This is a genomic window from Paenibacillus sp. JT22N12 (genome assembly GCF_056269365.1).
In genome coordinates this window covers 636,575-651,171 of sequence record NZ_JBWDNU010000003.1, presented here as the reverse complement: position 1 = coordinate 651,171, position 14,597 = coordinate 636,575, and the positions used below count along the sequence as shown (strand labels likewise).

The following is a 14,597-nucleotide window of genomic DNA, read 5'->3' as shown; positions in this document are numbered from 1 at the left end:
ACTGATTATTGGGAATTTATAATATTTTCAGATAATTAGGAGGGAAGTGAGAGAATTGACAATTCTGCCTAAGCAAAACGATCTCGGTTTCTTCGAAATTCGGCTTGAATCAATTGGTGGATTGGGCGCAAACCTGGCAGGAAAGATGCTGGCGGAAGCGGGTGTTGTTGGAAGCGGTTTCAATGGAGTCAGTTTTTCTTCTTACGGCTCTGAGAAAAAAGGTTCTCCGGTCAAGGCGCATATTCGATTTTGCGATCTGAGCACGAACATCAGGGACACAACACCCGTAGAACGACCTCATATTGTGGGCATTTTTCATGAGAATTTGTCCAAAACTGTCAATGTTGTCAGCGGCGTCTATGAAGACAGTGTAGTACTTGTCAACTCAAACAAGACACCGGAGGAGCTCAAGGAAAAATTGAAGCTGCTCGGGGGAACGATTGCAGTTGTCGATGCGACGGGGATTTCGCTCGAAGAGAATAATCGGGTAAATATGGGAATGCTTGGCGGATTGTTCCGTCTCTGCGACTTTCTTGATTTCGAACATATGAAGGGCATCATCCGCAAATCGCTGGAGAAGAAATACCCGCAGGCAGTGGAACCTGCGCTCCGCACCTTCCAGAGAGGCTACGACGAGGTGCAATTCCACACCTTCGCGCTGCCGGAAGGAACAGCCATGCCGGAGCCGACCCGCTGGGATATTCCGGCGCTTGGTTATTTGACGCAGCCGCTCGGGGGAATGATCACCAATCCCGGCAACAGCGTGCTGAAGGACTTAAGCATCTCCCGTGAGGGCATGATGCCGCATTTTGATGAAGAAAAATGCATTCATTGCGCTGCCTGCGACACGGCTTGTCCGGACTTTTGCTTCGTCTGGGATGAGCTGCCGGACAAGAAAGGGCGTCCGCAAATGTTCCTGCAGGGCATTGACTATCAATACTGCAAGGGCTGTCTGAAATGTGTTGTGGCTTGTCCGACGGAAGCGCTTGCTTCCGCAAGGGAGACGGATGGTTACGGGGAGCAGAACCGGGTGCCGCACCGCTTCAATTGGGCGAATTGAATGGTTCACGCTTAAGCGCAAGAAAGGAGAGAAACAATGGCTATTGAAATCAATAAAGAGGTCAGCCAGGGAACTGTCGAGCAGCGTATGGTTTACGAGTCCGGCAACGAAATGGCGGCATATGCCGCACATCAGATCAATTATCATGTGATGGGCTATTTCCCGATTTCGCCTTCGACGGAGGTTGCGCAATTTCTCGACTTGATGAAAGCGAACGGACAGCATGATATCAAGCTTATTCCCGCGGACGGCGAGCACGGCTCCGCCGGCATCTGTTACGGCGCGTCGGCTGCCGGAGGCCGCGTGTTCAACGCGACAAGCTCCAACGGTTATCTGTATATGCTCGAGCAGATGCCGGTTCAATCCGGAACCCGGTTCCCGATGGTCATGAATCTCGTCTGCCGGTCGGTTTCCGGTCCGCTTGATATCCATGGCGACCATTCGGATTTGTATTTTGCCCTCAATACGGGCTGGCCGATCCTGATGTGCCGCGACCCGCAGGCGGTCTACGATATGAATATCATGGCGCTGAAGCTCGCCGAGGACTCGCAGGTGCGCCTGCCCGTGCTCGTCGCGTCCGACGGTTATTTCACGTCGCATCAGAAGCGCCGCGTCCAAACCTTCACCCACCGCGCCGATGTTCATGCTTTCGTCGGTGAGAAGCCGCCTGAGGGCTACAATCAGGTGCTCGACCGCAACAATCCCATTACAGTCGGTCCATACATGAATGAACCGGATTATATCAATAACTGCTATCAGCAGTCTGTGGCGATGTACAACGCGGCTGATGTATTCGACAGAATCAGGCAGGAATATGCGGTACTTACCGGACGCGACTACCCGATTCTCGACCAGTACCGGATGGAGGACGCGGAGGTAGCGGTATTCCTGATGAATTCCGCATCGGAAATTATCAAGGATGTGGTCGATCAGCTGCGTGCCCAGGGGATCAAAGCGGGATCGGTTGCCCCCAATATGATCCGCCCGTTTCCGGCGAAGCAAATCGCCGAAGCGCTGCGCGGCGTAAAAGCCGTAACCATCGGCGACCGGGCCGATTCCTACGGTGCTCATGGCGGTAATATGACGAACGAAATCAAAGCGGCGTTATTCACGCATCATGTGACCGATACGCTCGTCATCAGCCGTATATACGGTCTTGGCGGGAAGGATTTTTATGCGGAAGACGGCCACCATATGTTCAAGCTTGCTATCGATGCGGCGGCAGCCAAGGAAGTGGCTGTTTCTTTCGATTATTACGGGCATACGCCCGGGGATCCGAACAATGCGCCGAAACGGGTGCTGGAGCCGCTGAAATATGAGGATCTCAAGACCGGACTGATAACCGTTGACCGCGATGAAGCGACAGGCAAGCTGAAGGTCAAGGTTCCGCCGGTCCGCCAGCTGACGAAGAAGCCGAAGCGGCTTGCTCCCGGCCACGGCGCATGTCCGGGCTGCGGAATCTTCTCCGGGCTTGAGCTATTCTTCAAAGGCATAGAGGGCGATATCGTAGCGCTTTACCAAACCGGCTGTGCGATGGTAGTAACGACAGGCTTCCCGTATTCATCGCATAAAGCCACGTATATCCATAATCTGTTCCAGAACGGAGCGGCTACGCTTTCCGGCGTGGTCGAGATGTTCTGGGAGCGCAAACGCAGAGGCGAGCTGGACAGCTACGGACTGCAGGATGATTTTACTTTCGTTATGATTACCGGCGATGGTGGCATGGACATTGGAATGGGGCCGGCAATCGGCAGCGCGCTGCGCAATCACAAGATGATTATTCTGGAATACGACAATGAGGGCTACATGAATACGGGCGCCCAGCTGTCGTATTCAACGCCGCTGGGTCACCGCACGTCCACGTCCAACGTAGGCAAGCATCAGGGCGGCAAGCTGTTCCACCATAAGGATACGGCGCAAATTATGGCTGCAACGAACATCCCTTATGTGTTCACCGGCTCGGAATCCGTTCCTCAGGATCTGCTGAGAAAAGCGGCCAAAGCGCAGTATTATGCCCAGAATGTCGGCCTTGTCTACGGCAAGATTCTTATTACTTGTCCGCTCAACTGGCTGTCGGAGGAGAAAATCGGACAGACGCTGATCGATGAAGCGGTGAATTCCTGCTTCTTCCCGCTGTACGATATCGAGGAAGGCATTACGACAATCACCTATAATCCCGAGGACAAGGGGAAACGGATTCCGCTTGGCGACTGGCTCAAAAATATGGGCAAGACGAAGCATTTGACGAGACCGGAGTATGCCGATGCTCTCAAATCGTTCGAGGACGAGGTCGAGCGGCGCTGGATGCGGCTGAAAGCCAAACACGAAAATGCGTATCTATAAGGATTAATCCCATGAATTAATTTGCGGGGATTTGCGGTTCGGCAAGCAGGGCGCAGCCAGAAAAAGCTGCTTGCGTCCTGTTTGTTGTGTTTCCAGCGTAGAAGAAAACAGCAGTGTCCGGCTATGCCGCACAGGTTCTGACAGGTCAGGGGAGAGGGGGAGCAAGCAATGCCAATCGTGCTTCGGCACCGGCATACGGGGGAGATCGCCTGCGGCAAGCTGCGCAACGTGTACCACTTTGATTACTACGGCGCGCTGTGGTGGGAGAATGAAGAGACTGCGGAGGAGCAGATGCAGCAGGGCCTCCAGGATGCCGGGTATGAGGATGTGCGGGACTGGGACCGGCTTGAAGTCAAGGAGGAGCGGTTGAAGATTTTCAACGTCAAGCTGAACAATGACGGTCAGCGCAGGCTGATATTGGATCGTGACGGGTTGATATTTGTTCTCAAGGATAAAGATTAGAAAGGAGGATGCGCATGGCCTTGAATGCGGCGGACCATGTTCATTTTCAGCAGTTGATAGGGCTAAACAGCTATAGGGACGCGGCCCGGCTGGGCGAGCATTTGGCTGGCGGAGGATTCACTGCGGTCAGACGTTTTCTGGATGATTTCCGTGCCTATTTGCGGGAATTTCGAGATGAAGATGGCGAACGCGCCGCGGAGCTGCTTCAATATGCCAAGGCCGCCCTTCCGGAGCCGGGCCGCATGAGCCCTTCCTGGGTGTACATCTGGAAAGAGTTCGAGGGCATCATCCGGACCAAAAGGCAGGTGCTGGCTTCAATCGGTAAAGCCAGACGCGAAGGGGAATGGCAGGTGCTGCTGGATAATCCGTATTCCAACCAGAATATAGCCGTATACCCCGCCTTGACCTTTATGGAAGCCGTCTATATGTTTGCCTATTTCCGGACCGACCTGTTGAACAATGAATATTTGCGCCTGCAAAAAATCGATACCCTCATTACCTTTGCCGGATCGGATCGCGAGGAAATGTAAGTGAAGTCGAGCCGGGACCATCGGGATCGTACATGGGTTTATATGAAGCTGAAAAAGCTCACCGTTACTTGGAGACACTCTCCTTGCAACGTGAGCTTTTTTATCGATCAAGCGGCAGTGCGGAGGAGCTTCAGCTTTGTCCAAGCTCCATCAGATGAGCGGCGATTTTGCGGCCGTGGAAGCGGCCGGTTTCGATGAATATTTCATTGGCCTCCCGGCGCGATGCGACAACTCCGGCCAGGTAAACGCCGGGGATATTGGTCTCCATGGTGCTGTCGTTAAAGGTGGGATAACCTTCAGGCTCAATGGTGACGCCAATGGAGCTCAGAAAGGCCCTGTCGGGATGAAAGCCGGTCATCGCCAGCACGAATTCATTGGGCAGATACTCCAGATGAGTTCCAGGAGGCCCTTCTATGGTGACCGTACGCTGTCCGACCTCAATGATGCGGGAGGAGAAGCGCATGCCAATCCGTTCTTTGTTGACAAGGCTCTCAAAGGAAGGTCTGACCCATGGCTTGATGCTGGGCGAATATGAAGCTCCGCGGTATACGACGGTCACCTGTGCTCCGACTCTTTCTAGCTCCAGCGCAGCGTCAATGGCAGAGTTGCTGCCCCCGATAATGGCGACCCGCATGCCGGTATAGGGATGGGACTCGTGGAAGAAATGACTGACCTTATCCATTTCCTCGCCGGGAATGCCCAGACGATTGGGATGATCAAAGTAGCCGGTGGCTACAATAACGGTGCCGGCCCGGTAAACAATCGTTTCACCATAGCGGTCCATCGTATGAAGCTCGAAGCCTCCACTCTCCAGCGCAGCAACGGCTTTCACCGTTTCATAAGCATGGATCCGCACCTGCCGGCGCAAAGAGACATTGCGGTAATAATTGAGCGCCTCCAGACGTGAAGGCTTCTCATTGGCTGTCGTAAAGGGGATATCGGCGATTTCCAGCAGCTCCGGCGAGCTGAAGAAATGCATGTTTATCGGATATTGCGTAATGGAGTGGACGACATTTCTTTTCTCGATAATAAGCGGCGCAAGCCCGATCGACTGCAGCTCTATGGCAGCGGCGAGACCGCATGGGCCTGCGCCGATAATAATCACTTGTTCTTCATTCATAAAATTCGGTTGAGCCTCCCTGTGAATCGCAAAACACGAACAATCGGTGCCTTTTTGCGAATGATAGCATCATTTTAGCACAGGTTGAGGCTGGATACAGCCTCCGGGAGGGGGATGTTCACGATTACTTCGTATTCCGGGGTACGAACAGGCAATTGGCTCTGTGTACAGGCGGCCGAATGTTGTATAATAAGCTGAATTAGTTACCGAAGACAAGTGCAGAAGAGGTGATAGAATGCGACGGCGCTTTGTAATAGAAGCCGTAATGGTTGCCACATACGGGCAGCTGCTTGTACCCAGCAAGCCGGTCGATTTTGTCCTGCCTTATTCGACCATCATGGAGCTCTACGAAATGAAAGAAGGGACCGACCCGGTGATGGACGATCCCCAGGACGACGCTCATGTCAAAGAGAAAATAGGCGAGCTGATCCAGTTTTTCGAGGACCCCTTCAACCGCAAAAAAATCGAGCGTTCCCTGCAGATGCCCTGGCGTGAGAGCTCTCCGCTTCTTCTAAATGATATGATTCAGTTTACGGTCGTATATGCAGTGGATAATGCGCACTACGGAGAGATGTTTGACCCTATCGAGACGGAGCTGCTGCTTACTTCACTCAAGCTCAATGTGCCGCTGTTATCTGATCAGTTCGAATTCCAGGACCGGCTGATCGAAGCCGAGGTGCCTGTTCAAATGTATGATATCGAGGATTACGAATTTGCGGTGGAAGAGGGAATCTCAGCGGAAGACTGGGAAACGCACCGGGATATATAAAAAATTTATTTTGCAATAGCCTCTTGCGCAGCAGCTGGAAGAGATGATAAGATTTGGTTGTTCCATTAATAGGTAAACGACGAAAGGAGGGTGATGGCTATGAAATTCCTAATGTTTAACCAGCAGCTTAACTGGATAGGAAACTCGATCCATCGGCCCTCCTTTTTGCATGCCCTGTCACACGCAGCCTGAGCTTGCAGCTCCTGCGTAACAATTGACTGGCGCTTACAAAGAGACTTTGAGCCACTATGGCTTGAAGTCTCTTTTTTATCGCCCGGAACATGACAGGGGATGTGAGATCGTCATTGGATGGATGAATTTATTATGGTCTGGGGCGGGTAACTGCTAGCGCCCGGGGAGAGGGACAAATGAAAATATGGCTTAGATTGACGAAGTATTTGCGGCCCAGTACCAAATGGATTGTATTGTCAATTTCGCTCATGATTTTAGCTACCTTTATCGATCTTGTGGCGCCTTGGCTGCTCAGGGAAATTTTCGATAAGGGCATCGACAAACGAAATGTGAATCTGATCCTGATGCTGACTCTGGCCCTTGCCGGAATCCAGGTGGTCAAGAGCGTGGGCAGCTTTGTACAGGGCCGCTCTCAGGAGCTTGTCGGGCAAAACGTGGTGTTTATGCTCAGGAAGGAGCTGTACACGCATCTGCAAAAATTATCGTTCAGCTATTACGACAAAGCCCAGACGGGACAGATTATGTCGCGAATGACCGGAGACATCGAAGCGGTCAAGAATTTCATTGGCTTCGGCTCCATGATGATGTTCGGCGGACTGCTCACGTTCATCGGAACGATTATTTTCATGATGGCGATGCAGTGGCAGGTTACGCTGATCAGTATGGCGGCCATTCCGCTGCTGGTGCTCTCCCTGCTGCGGTTCAACAAGAAAGTCGGTCCGGCCTGGGGACAAATCCGCGAGCAGATGGGACGGCTTACCACGACTCTGCAGGAAAATATCTCCGGAATCCGGGTAGTGAAGGCCTTCGCCCGCGAGAATACGGAGAAAAACAAATTCGAATCGCGGAACGACCAGAATTTCGAGACGAATATGGAACGGGCAAAGCTGGAGGCCAAAGCGTTTCCGCTCATGGGCTTTTACGGCGGGGTGACATTCCTGCTTATGATTGTCGTCGGCGCGCTCTATATGGCCAACGATAAAATGACCCTTGGCACCTTTATGGCTTTTCAATGGTACACCTGGGGGATCATCTGGCCGCTTAATATGCTGGGCTGGCAGATCAACGTGATGCAGCAGGCGATAAAAGCGGCGCCGCGTGTTTTTGAAGTGCTGGATACCCCTGCCGAAATCGACACGAACAAGGGCGGCGGAGCGGATACGCAAGGGATAACGGGCAATGTGACATTCGAAGCGGTATCCTTCCATTTTGCCGATCAGGACGCACAGAAGGAAGCGGGCGTGCTGAACGACATATCGCTCAGTGTCAATCAGGGAGAGGTGGTTGCGGTGCTTGGAGTCACGGGCTCCGGTAAAAGCAGCCTGATCGCGCTTATGTCTCGCTTCTACGATGTGAGCGGAGGAAGACTTCTGATCGACGGCATCGATGTCCGGGATTACGAGCTTGACGGGCTGCGCCGCAAAATCGGCATTGTGCCGCAGGAGACCTTCCTGTTCTCGGCCTCGATCCGCGACAATATCGCTTACGGCATGCCTGAAGCTACCGAAGAGCAGATTGAATGGGCGGCGCGCAAAGCGCAGATTCATGAATTTATCGAATCGATGCCGTTCGGGTATGACACTCTGATCGGGGAACGCGGCGTAGGGCTCTCCGGCGGTCAGCGCCAGCGGGTCGCACTCGCCCGGGCAATCCTCATGGACCCTCCGATCCTGGTGCTGGATGAAGCGACAGCCAGTGTCGATACCGCAACGGAGTCAGCAATCCATGAGGCGCTGCTCGAAGTGATGAAGGGACGCACCACCTTTATTATTGCCCAGCGGCTGTCTTCGGTGAAGCGGGCCGACCGCATCATCGTGCTGGATAAGGGGCGGATTGTGGAGCAGGGCACCCATAAGGAATTGTATGAACGGGGCGGGTTTTTCCGCGGGTTGTTCGAAATGCAGGAAGTGGCTTCCGTTAGCTCATAATTCTGAAGGCGGGCTTAACGCTGCAGCATTTACACGGCTATTTGTGTTTTATGATATTAATAATTAATGCCATTATTTATTGTTTGGGGTGAGCGCATGAGTCAGGTGGAATGGGATTCCGACGAGCTGGAGGAAAAGCCCTTTAATCGTCAGTACATGAAGCGGTTAATCAAATATTTGCTGCCCTACAAAAGAATTTTGAGCGTTGTTGTCCTGATCGTGCTGGTTAATATGGCACTCAGCTTGGCAGAGCCGCTTCTGCTTGGATATTTGATCGATGAAGGAATTCTGAAGAAGGACTTCACGATTATTTATTGGATCGGAGGGGTCCTGCTGGGAATCCGGCTGCTGGGCTGGCTGTTCGGGTATTTGGATACGCGCATGATTAACTTTACGGGGCAGCGCATTCTGTTCGATTTGCGCCAGCAGCTGTTTAATCATCTGCAGACGCTCTCCTTCCGTTTCTTCGACGGCCGGCCGGCAGGCAAGATCATGTCCCGGATTACCAATGACACGAATGCCATTGGCGAGCTGATTAACGGCGGTCTGATCACGATGGTAATGGAGTTTACGCATTTGATCGGCATCGTCGCCATCCTGCTGTGGATGGACTGGAAGCTGGCTTTGCTTTCTTTTATCACAATGCCGCTATTGTATCTGATTATCGTCGTTCTGCAGCCGAAAATCGAAGGCTCCTGGTCGCGCTCGCGCAAGACGATGTCGGCCATAAACGGCAATCTCAACGAGACCATTCAAGGGATCCGCGTCATTCAGGCTTTTTCCAGACAGAAGGAGAACAACCGCCGTTTCGACAAGCTCAACAGCAACAACAAGCAGGCCTTCATGCGTGCGATAACGCTGGAATCCACCGTATGGCCGTCTGTTGAGATGATCGGCATGATCGGTACCTGCATCGTCATCTGGTTTGGCGCCAGAGAGGTGATGAACGATGTGCTGACGCTCGGGTTTCTGATGGCTTTCATCAATTACTTGTGGCGCTTCTGGGGGCCTCTCAGCGCATTGTCCAAGGTATACAGCCAGGTGCTCTCCGCGATGGCATCGGCTGAGCGGATCTTCGAGATATTGGATACGGACCCCGAGGTAGCGGATCGGACGAACGCGAAGCCGATGAAACCGATCCGCGGCGAGGTCGTTTTCGAGAATGTGGGCTTCCGCTATGGGGACGACAAGCCTCAGGTGCTTCGCGATGTCAATTTGCGGATTAAACCGGGCCAGCGGGTTGCGCTTGTTGGGCCGACAGGAGCAGGGAAGAGCACAATTGTGAATCTGCTGATGCGGTTTTATGATACGACAGAAGGCCGGATTCTCATCGATGGCGAGGATGTGAAGGGCGTTACACTGGATTCATTGCGCAGACAGATGGGCATTGTGCTGCAGGATTCATTTATTTTCTCCGGTACGATTGAGGAGAATTTGCGCTACGGCAATGAGGACGCTTCCGATGAAGCGCTGCGCAGAGCCGCGGAAAATGTGCGCATTGACCGGTTCGTCTCGCAGTTCGCGGATGGCTATCAAACGCAGGTCGAGGAGCGGGGCTCCAAGCTGTCGGTCGGCCAGCGCCAGCTGCTGGCATTCGGCCGCGTCCTGCTGTCCGACCCGCGAATTCTCATCCTGGATGAAGCGACCTCCAGCGTCGATACAGAAACCGAGCAGCACATTCAGGCTGCCCTGCAGACCGTGCTGGAAGGGAGAACCGCCTTCATTATCGCTCACCGGCTGTCGACGATCCGGGATGCCGATCTCATTCTGGTTGTGCAGAATGGAAGCATATCGGAGCAGGGCACGCACGAGGAATTGATTGCGGCCGGCGGTTTGTACCGCAAGCTCTATACCACCCAGTTCGATATGCAGCAGTCGCTGGCGATGCAGACAGGTGCGTAGGAGCATCCGGCATGTTAACGATATAAACGCCCCCGGCGCATATTCTGATGGAGATATCATCGGAAGAGCGGCGGGGGCTTTTTGTATACAACAGCTGCAGCGTTCGTTTGAATGGAGATCATGCTTCCCGCTGCTGGTGCGGATCATTGTCAGTATTTGCGATGCAGGCATGTACCCAAGGAGATTCAATGGGATATCCTATTCCGGGTCAGGTCATAGACGGCTTGGCTTCCATCAGCCGCTGCAGCTTCAACTCCGTATTCGACTCGGGAACAGGAGTATAAATGCTGCAGCGCAAATCGGAGCTTCCGTGCACCTGCAGGGAGGTCAGATGAAACAGCATTTTTCCCGCCTTGGCATGCCTGAATTCAATCAGTACCTCAGGCGCTGAGCTCACCTGGCTTTGCGCCCATAAACGTTCGAAATCGGGATGCAGCACTTTCATCTCGGTAAGAAACCGCTCATACCACTCATCCTCGACATACTGGCCGTAATAGGCTCGAAAGATGGCCAGAAAGCCGCTGACAAAATGCTCCCAGTTGACGGCAAGCCTCCGGAATTCCTTTCTCGCAAATAAAAGCTGAATCATATTCCGCTTGTCGAACGGAATTTTCTCAAAATCCAGAAAAACATGCGAAGCCGCTTCATTCCAGCCTACAATCTGGCAGCGCCTGTCGGAAATAATGGAGGGGCAGCTGCGCAGCTCCTGCAAAATCCGGGTCAAGGAAGGGCTGATCTCCGGCCGTTCTTCTTTCATCACGCTGAAGCTTGGACTTGCGTCCAGGGCCAGAGCGTACAAATATTTTTGCTCATCGACGGTGAGCTGCAGAGCGGCTGCCACACAATCCAGAACGGAAGCAGATACGGTAATGTCACGCCCCTGCTCCAGCCAGGTATACCAGGTAGGGCTGACGCCTGCGAGCTGGGCGACCTCCTCCCGCCTGAGGCCTGGCGTTCTCCGGCGTGTTCCGACGGGAAGCCCGACAGACTGGGGAAGAATTTTGGCTCGCTGCGTTTTTAGGAAAGCCGATAAGGCTTCAAGTCTTGCTTGCCGGTTCATGGCAGCCTCCATTTTAAATATAAGTTTATACTGGTAGTAATTATACTATAATAAAGAGCAACTTGTAATAGGATAAAGTTTGTGACAATATACAAGCTAGCAGGAAGTCAATGCCAGAAAGAGGTGTCCGAAATGGAAATGGAACAAGTAGTCATAACCGGAATGGGATTAATATCGCCGCTGGGAAACGATGTCAACACCTTTTGGGGACGGATGAAGCAGGGGCAATCGGGCATTACGCTTATCGATACATTTGATGTGAGCAGACATAAATCCAAAATCGCCGGACTGGTCCGTGATTTTGATGCGGACGGCCGGTTCGGGCGCAAAGAGGCGCGCCGCATGGACCGCTTTTGCCAATTTGCGTTAGCGGCGGCGGAGCAGGCTGTTGAGGATGCCGGCATCAAGCTGGATGCGGTCGATCTGGAGCGGATGGGCGTCTATGTCGGTTCAGGCATTGGCGGAATCCAGACGCTGCTTGATCAGGATCATGTCCTTCAGGGCCGCGGACCCGAACGGGTCAGTCCGACCTTGGTGCCGATGATGATTGCCAATATGGCAGCGGCGATGATCAGCATCAAGTTTGGCGCAGTCGGTCCGACGCTTTGCCCCGTTACGGCATGCTCGGTGGGAAATACGGCAATAGGCGAGGCAGCGCGTCTCATCCGTACAGGAGGAGCCGATATCGTCATTGCCGGTGGAGCGGAAGCGGCAATAACGGATATTTCGCTTGCGAGCTTCGGCAATGCTACAGCCGTATCGACGCGCAATGATGAACCGGTGCGGGCAAGCAGACCTTTCGACTCGGGCCGTGACGGCTTCGTTATGGCGGAGGGTGCAGGGATCGTGATCATGGAATCGCTCTCCCATGCCCTCCGCAGAGAGGCGCGCATCTATGCTGAGGTCATCGGTTATGGCGCAAGCTCGGACGCTTACCACATGGTAGCTACGCATCCAGAAGGGCTGGGTGCTTACCGGGCTATGAGAATAGCGCTGCAGGATGCGGGCATCGCTCCCGGCGAGGTGGATGTAATCAGCGCTCATGCGACGAGCACAGAGCTTGGAGACCTTTCGGAGACGAGGGCCATTAAGAAGTTATTCGGAGAGGACGCTTACCGTATTCCGGTTACGGCGAACAAATCCATGGTAGGCCATATGCTGGGGGCAGCAGGCGGAGTCGAAGCGATAGCCTTGATCAAGAGCCTGCAGGAGAACATTATCCCGCCAACGATTAACCTCGAGCAGCAGGATCCGGAATGCGATCTTGACTATGTTCCGCAAACGGCACGCGAGGCAAACCTGACGATCGGATTGTCCAACTCCTTCGGATTCGGCGGACATAATGCGGTTATTGCTTTGAAAAAATACGAGTAAGTTTCGCGGGCACAAGGTGCGCAGCTGTAGAATACGCGGAAAAACAAGCACGCTATTGCAATTGCTTTGACTGCTTTGTTATAATGGCAAACAATAACCGTATACGTAGATCAGGCCGATGAAGAGAATCCAACTCGGAGGCGCTGCGAACGGAATCTGTGCGGCATTGTTGCTGCAAGCGTCCTTAAGTAGTCCGGAGACCGCACCGTTACCTGCGGATCAAGAGAGTCGTGTGCATCAGGCGCCGGCTAATTTGGGTGGCACCGCGAGCGCGCTCCTCGTCCCATATGTGGGATGGAGGGGCGCGTTTATTTATATTTTGCGAGAGGATGTGCTGCCCATGTTGGACATTCGCACGATTCGGGAACAGGCTCAGAAGGTGCAGAAGACGGCGAAGCTGAAAGGGATCAAGCTGGATGTTGCGAAATTGCTGGAAGCAGATGAAGCAAGAAGAAGGCTGATGACGGAAATGGAGGGGCTCCGCGCAGAGCGGAACGCCCGCTCCAAGGAGGTGCCGAGGCTGCTGAAGGATAACCGGATAGCGGACGCTGAAGCTCAGAAGATTGCCGTCGCAGCGCTGCTTCAGCGGTTGAAGGAAGGAGAGGCGCAGCTGCGGATCATCGATGCCGAATACGAACGGCTTATGCTGGATGTGCCTAATTTTGTTTCACCGGAAACGCCCGTCGGCCTTAGCGATCAAGATAATGTGGAGGTGCGCCGGACAGGCGAGATACCGGTGTTTCCTTTTACGCCATTGAGCCATGTCAAGCTTGGCCATCTGCATCAAATGATCGATTCGGAGCGGGGGGTGAAGGTCGGCGGCGCGCGTCAGGTGGTGCTCAAAAACGCCGGGCTGCTGCTTCATCGGGCCGTTCAGCAGCTGGCGCTTGATCTTTTGCAGGAAGAGGGGTTTGAGCTGTTCGACGTCCCTGTGATGGTGAAAGAGGAAACCTTGGTCTCGTCGGGATTTTTCCCCGGAAACCGGGATCAGACCTACAGCATCGATGGAGAGGACAAATGGCTGGCGGGAACGGCGGAGGTGCCGCTTATTTCGCTGTTCAGCGGGGAAGTGCTTGACCTTGCCGAACCAAGGCTGCTTGCGGCCTGCAGCCCCTGTTTCCGCAAGGAAGTGGGATCGGCCGGACGCGACGTGCATGGTCTATATCGCGTGCATCAATTTGCCAAGGTGGAGCAGGTGGTCATCTGCCGCGCTGAGCTTGAACTCGCCGAGCAGATGCTGCGTCTCATCACGTCGCATGCGGAGAAGCTGCTCCGGCTGCTTGCCCTTCCCTACCGCGTGGTTGCCGTCTGCACCGGGGACTTGTCGCAGAAAAACTACAAGCAATTTGACATCGAGACCTGGATGCCCAGCCGGAACGGCTATGGCGAGACGCATTCTGCATCGCTGCTGCTTGATTTTCAGGCCAGACGCTCGCGCATCCGCTACCGGGATGAGCAGGGCAATCTGCAGTTTGCCTACACGCTCAACAATACGATGGTGGCCAGCCCGAGAATTTTGATTCCACTCATCGAAAATCATCAACAGGAGGACGGTACCATAATTATCCCTGAAGCGCTTCGACCCTATATGAAGGGAATTGACAAGCTGTTGATCACCGGTTAAAGCTATGGATGAAGAGGGCGCTGACACCCATCTGGGAGAAGCCCCTCTTCTTGAATTTGATGGCGAGTGCAAGTATTTCTGGCATGCCTCTTTCACTTAGATTATGGGAATAATTAGGCTCCGCTGTCATTCACGATACTCTTTGCATCTTATTCCCGGAAGGACTTTAGTCCGATCGGCATGAACGAAGGAGCGGGAATGTGTTATAGTGAAGAAAGTACTTGCGTATACGA

At 53.5% G+C, this 14,597-nt stretch carries 11 protein-coding genes; 9 read left to right on the top strand and 2 right to left on the bottom strand.

Translation table 11 applies throughout. The features are described from left to right. Nucleotides 1-55: 55 nt before the first annotated feature. From AC0YOA_RS14240 to AC0YOA_RS14225, 4 genes are all read left to right on the top strand, one after another. On the top strand, nucleotides 56-1,060 hold the full coding sequence (locus AC0YOA_RS14240; RefSeq protein WP_475770657.1) for a 2-oxoacid:acceptor oxidoreductase family protein: 1,005 nt from the start codon (nucleotides 56-58) through the stop codon (nucleotides 1,058-1,060). A gap of 36 nt (nucleotides 1,061-1,096) precedes the next feature. Next, the gene (locus tag AC0YOA_RS14235) at nucleotides 1,097-3,403 is read left to right on the top strand and encodes a thiamine pyrophosphate-dependent enzyme (RefSeq protein ID WP_475787139.1); all 2,307 of its coding nucleotides are present in this window, start codon (nucleotides 1,097-1,099) and stop codon (nucleotides 3,401-3,403) included. Nucleotides 3,404-3,571: 168 nt separating this feature from the next. Beyond that, the gene (locus tag AC0YOA_RS14230; RefSeq protein ID WP_475770548.1) at nucleotides 3,572-3,865 is read left to right on the top strand and encodes a hypothetical protein; all 294 of its coding nucleotides are present in this window, start codon (nucleotides 3,572-3,574) and stop codon (nucleotides 3,863-3,865) included. A 14-nt stretch (nucleotides 3,866-3,879) separates the two neighbouring features. After that, nucleotides 3,880-4,395 (top strand): hypothetical protein, encoded by a 516-nt coding sequence (locus tag AC0YOA_RS14225; RefSeq protein ID WP_475787138.1) that lies wholly within the window; start codon nucleotides 3,880-3,882, stop codon nucleotides 4,393-4,395. A 130-nt stretch (nucleotides 4,396-4,525) separates the two neighbouring features. Here AC0YOA_RS14225 and AC0YOA_RS14220 read toward each other — a convergent pair whose 3' ends face one another. Continuing rightward, the gene (locus tag AC0YOA_RS14220) at nucleotides 4,526-5,515 is read right to left on the bottom strand and encodes a YpdA family putative bacillithiol disulfide reductase (protein ID WP_475787137.1); all 990 of its coding nucleotides are present in this window, start codon (nucleotides 5,513-5,515) and stop codon (nucleotides 4,526-4,528) included. A 235-nt stretch (nucleotides 5,516-5,750) separates the two neighbouring features. Between AC0YOA_RS14220 and AC0YOA_RS14215 the strand changes: the two genes are divergently transcribed. From AC0YOA_RS14215 to AC0YOA_RS14205, 3 genes are all read left to right on the top strand, one after another. Beyond that, on the top strand, nucleotides 5,751-6,284 hold the full coding sequence (locus AC0YOA_RS14215; RefSeq protein ID WP_475770545.1) for an ADP-heptose synthase: 534 nt from the start codon (nucleotides 5,751-5,753) through the stop codon (nucleotides 6,282-6,284). A 368-nt stretch (nucleotides 6,285-6,652) separates the two neighbouring features. Continuing rightward, nucleotides 6,653-8,404, top strand: a complete 1,752-nt coding sequence (locus tag AC0YOA_RS14210; protein ID WP_475787136.1) for an ABC transporter ATP-binding protein — start codon at nucleotides 6,653-6,655, stop codon at nucleotides 8,402-8,404. Nucleotides 8,405-8,500: 96 nt separating this feature from the next. After that, the gene (locus AC0YOA_RS14205; RefSeq protein WP_475787135.1) at nucleotides 8,501-10,306 is read left to right on the top strand and encodes an ABC transporter ATP-binding protein; all 1,806 of its coding nucleotides are present in this window, start codon (nucleotides 8,501-8,503) and stop codon (nucleotides 10,304-10,306) included. A 208-nt stretch (nucleotides 10,307-10,514) separates the two neighbouring features. Here the strand turns inward: AC0YOA_RS14205 and AC0YOA_RS14200 are convergent, their stop codons facing one another. Then, nucleotides 10,515-11,366 carry a helix-turn-helix transcriptional regulator gene (locus AC0YOA_RS14200; RefSeq protein ID WP_475787134.1) on the bottom strand — a complete coding sequence of 284 codons (852 nt, stop codon included), beginning with the start codon at nucleotides 11,364-11,366 and terminating at the stop codon, nucleotides 10,515-10,517. A gap of 138 nt (nucleotides 11,367-11,504) precedes the next feature. Here AC0YOA_RS14200 and fabF point away from each other — a divergent pair, with 138 nt between their 5' ends. Both fabF and serS read left to right on the top strand, forming a co-directional pair. Further along, on the top strand, nucleotides 11,505-12,740 hold the full coding sequence (gene fabF / locus AC0YOA_RS14195; RefSeq protein ID WP_475787391.1) for a beta-ketoacyl-ACP synthase II: 1,236 nt from the start codon (nucleotides 11,505-11,507) through the stop codon (nucleotides 12,738-12,740). Between the two features lie 340 nt (nucleotides 12,741-13,080). After that, nucleotides 13,081-14,364 carry a serine--tRNA ligase gene (serS, locus tag AC0YOA_RS14190; RefSeq protein ID WP_475787133.1) on the top strand — a complete coding sequence of 428 codons (1,284 nt, stop codon included), beginning with the start codon at nucleotides 13,081-13,083 and terminating at the stop codon, nucleotides 14,362-14,364. Nucleotides 14,365-14,597 lie beyond the last annotated feature (233 nt).

Coding starts and splice junctions, on each gene's coding strand:
- AC0YOA_RS14235 (WP_475787139.1), top strand. CDS start 1,097: ATGGCTATTGAAATCAATAAAGAGGTCAGCCAGGGAACTGTCGAGCAG.
- AC0YOA_RS14205 (WP_475787135.1), top strand. CDS start 8,501: ATGAGTCAGGTGGAATGGGATTCCGACGAGCTGGAGGAAAAGCCCTTT.
- AC0YOA_RS14200 (WP_475787134.1), bottom strand. CDS start 11,366: ATGAACCGGCAAGCAAGACTTGAAGCCTTATCGGCTTTCCTAAAAACG.
- fabF (WP_475787391.1), top strand. CDS start 11,505: ATGGAACAAGTAGTCATAACCGGAATGGGATTAATATCGCCGCTGGGA.
- AC0YOA_RS14210 (WP_475787136.1), top strand. CDS start 6,653: ATGAAAATATGGCTTAGATTGACGAAGTATTTGCGGCCCAGTACCAAA.
- AC0YOA_RS14220 (WP_475787137.1), bottom strand. CDS start 5,515: ATGAATGAAGAACAAGTGATTATTATCGGCGCAGGCCCATGCGGTCTC.
- AC0YOA_RS14230 (WP_475770548.1), top strand. CDS start 3,572: ATGCCAATCGTGCTTCGGCACCGGCATACGGGGGAGATCGCCTGCGGC.
- serS (WP_475787133.1), top strand. CDS start 13,081: ATGTTGGACATTCGCACGATTCGGGAACAGGCTCAGAAGGTGCAGAAG.
- AC0YOA_RS14215 (WP_475770545.1), top strand. CDS start 5,751: ATGCGACGGCGCTTTGTAATAGAAGCCGTAATGGTTGCCACATACGGG.
- AC0YOA_RS14225 (WP_475787138.1), top strand. CDS start 3,880: ATGGCCTTGAATGCGGCGGACCATGTTCATTTTCAGCAGTTGATAGGG.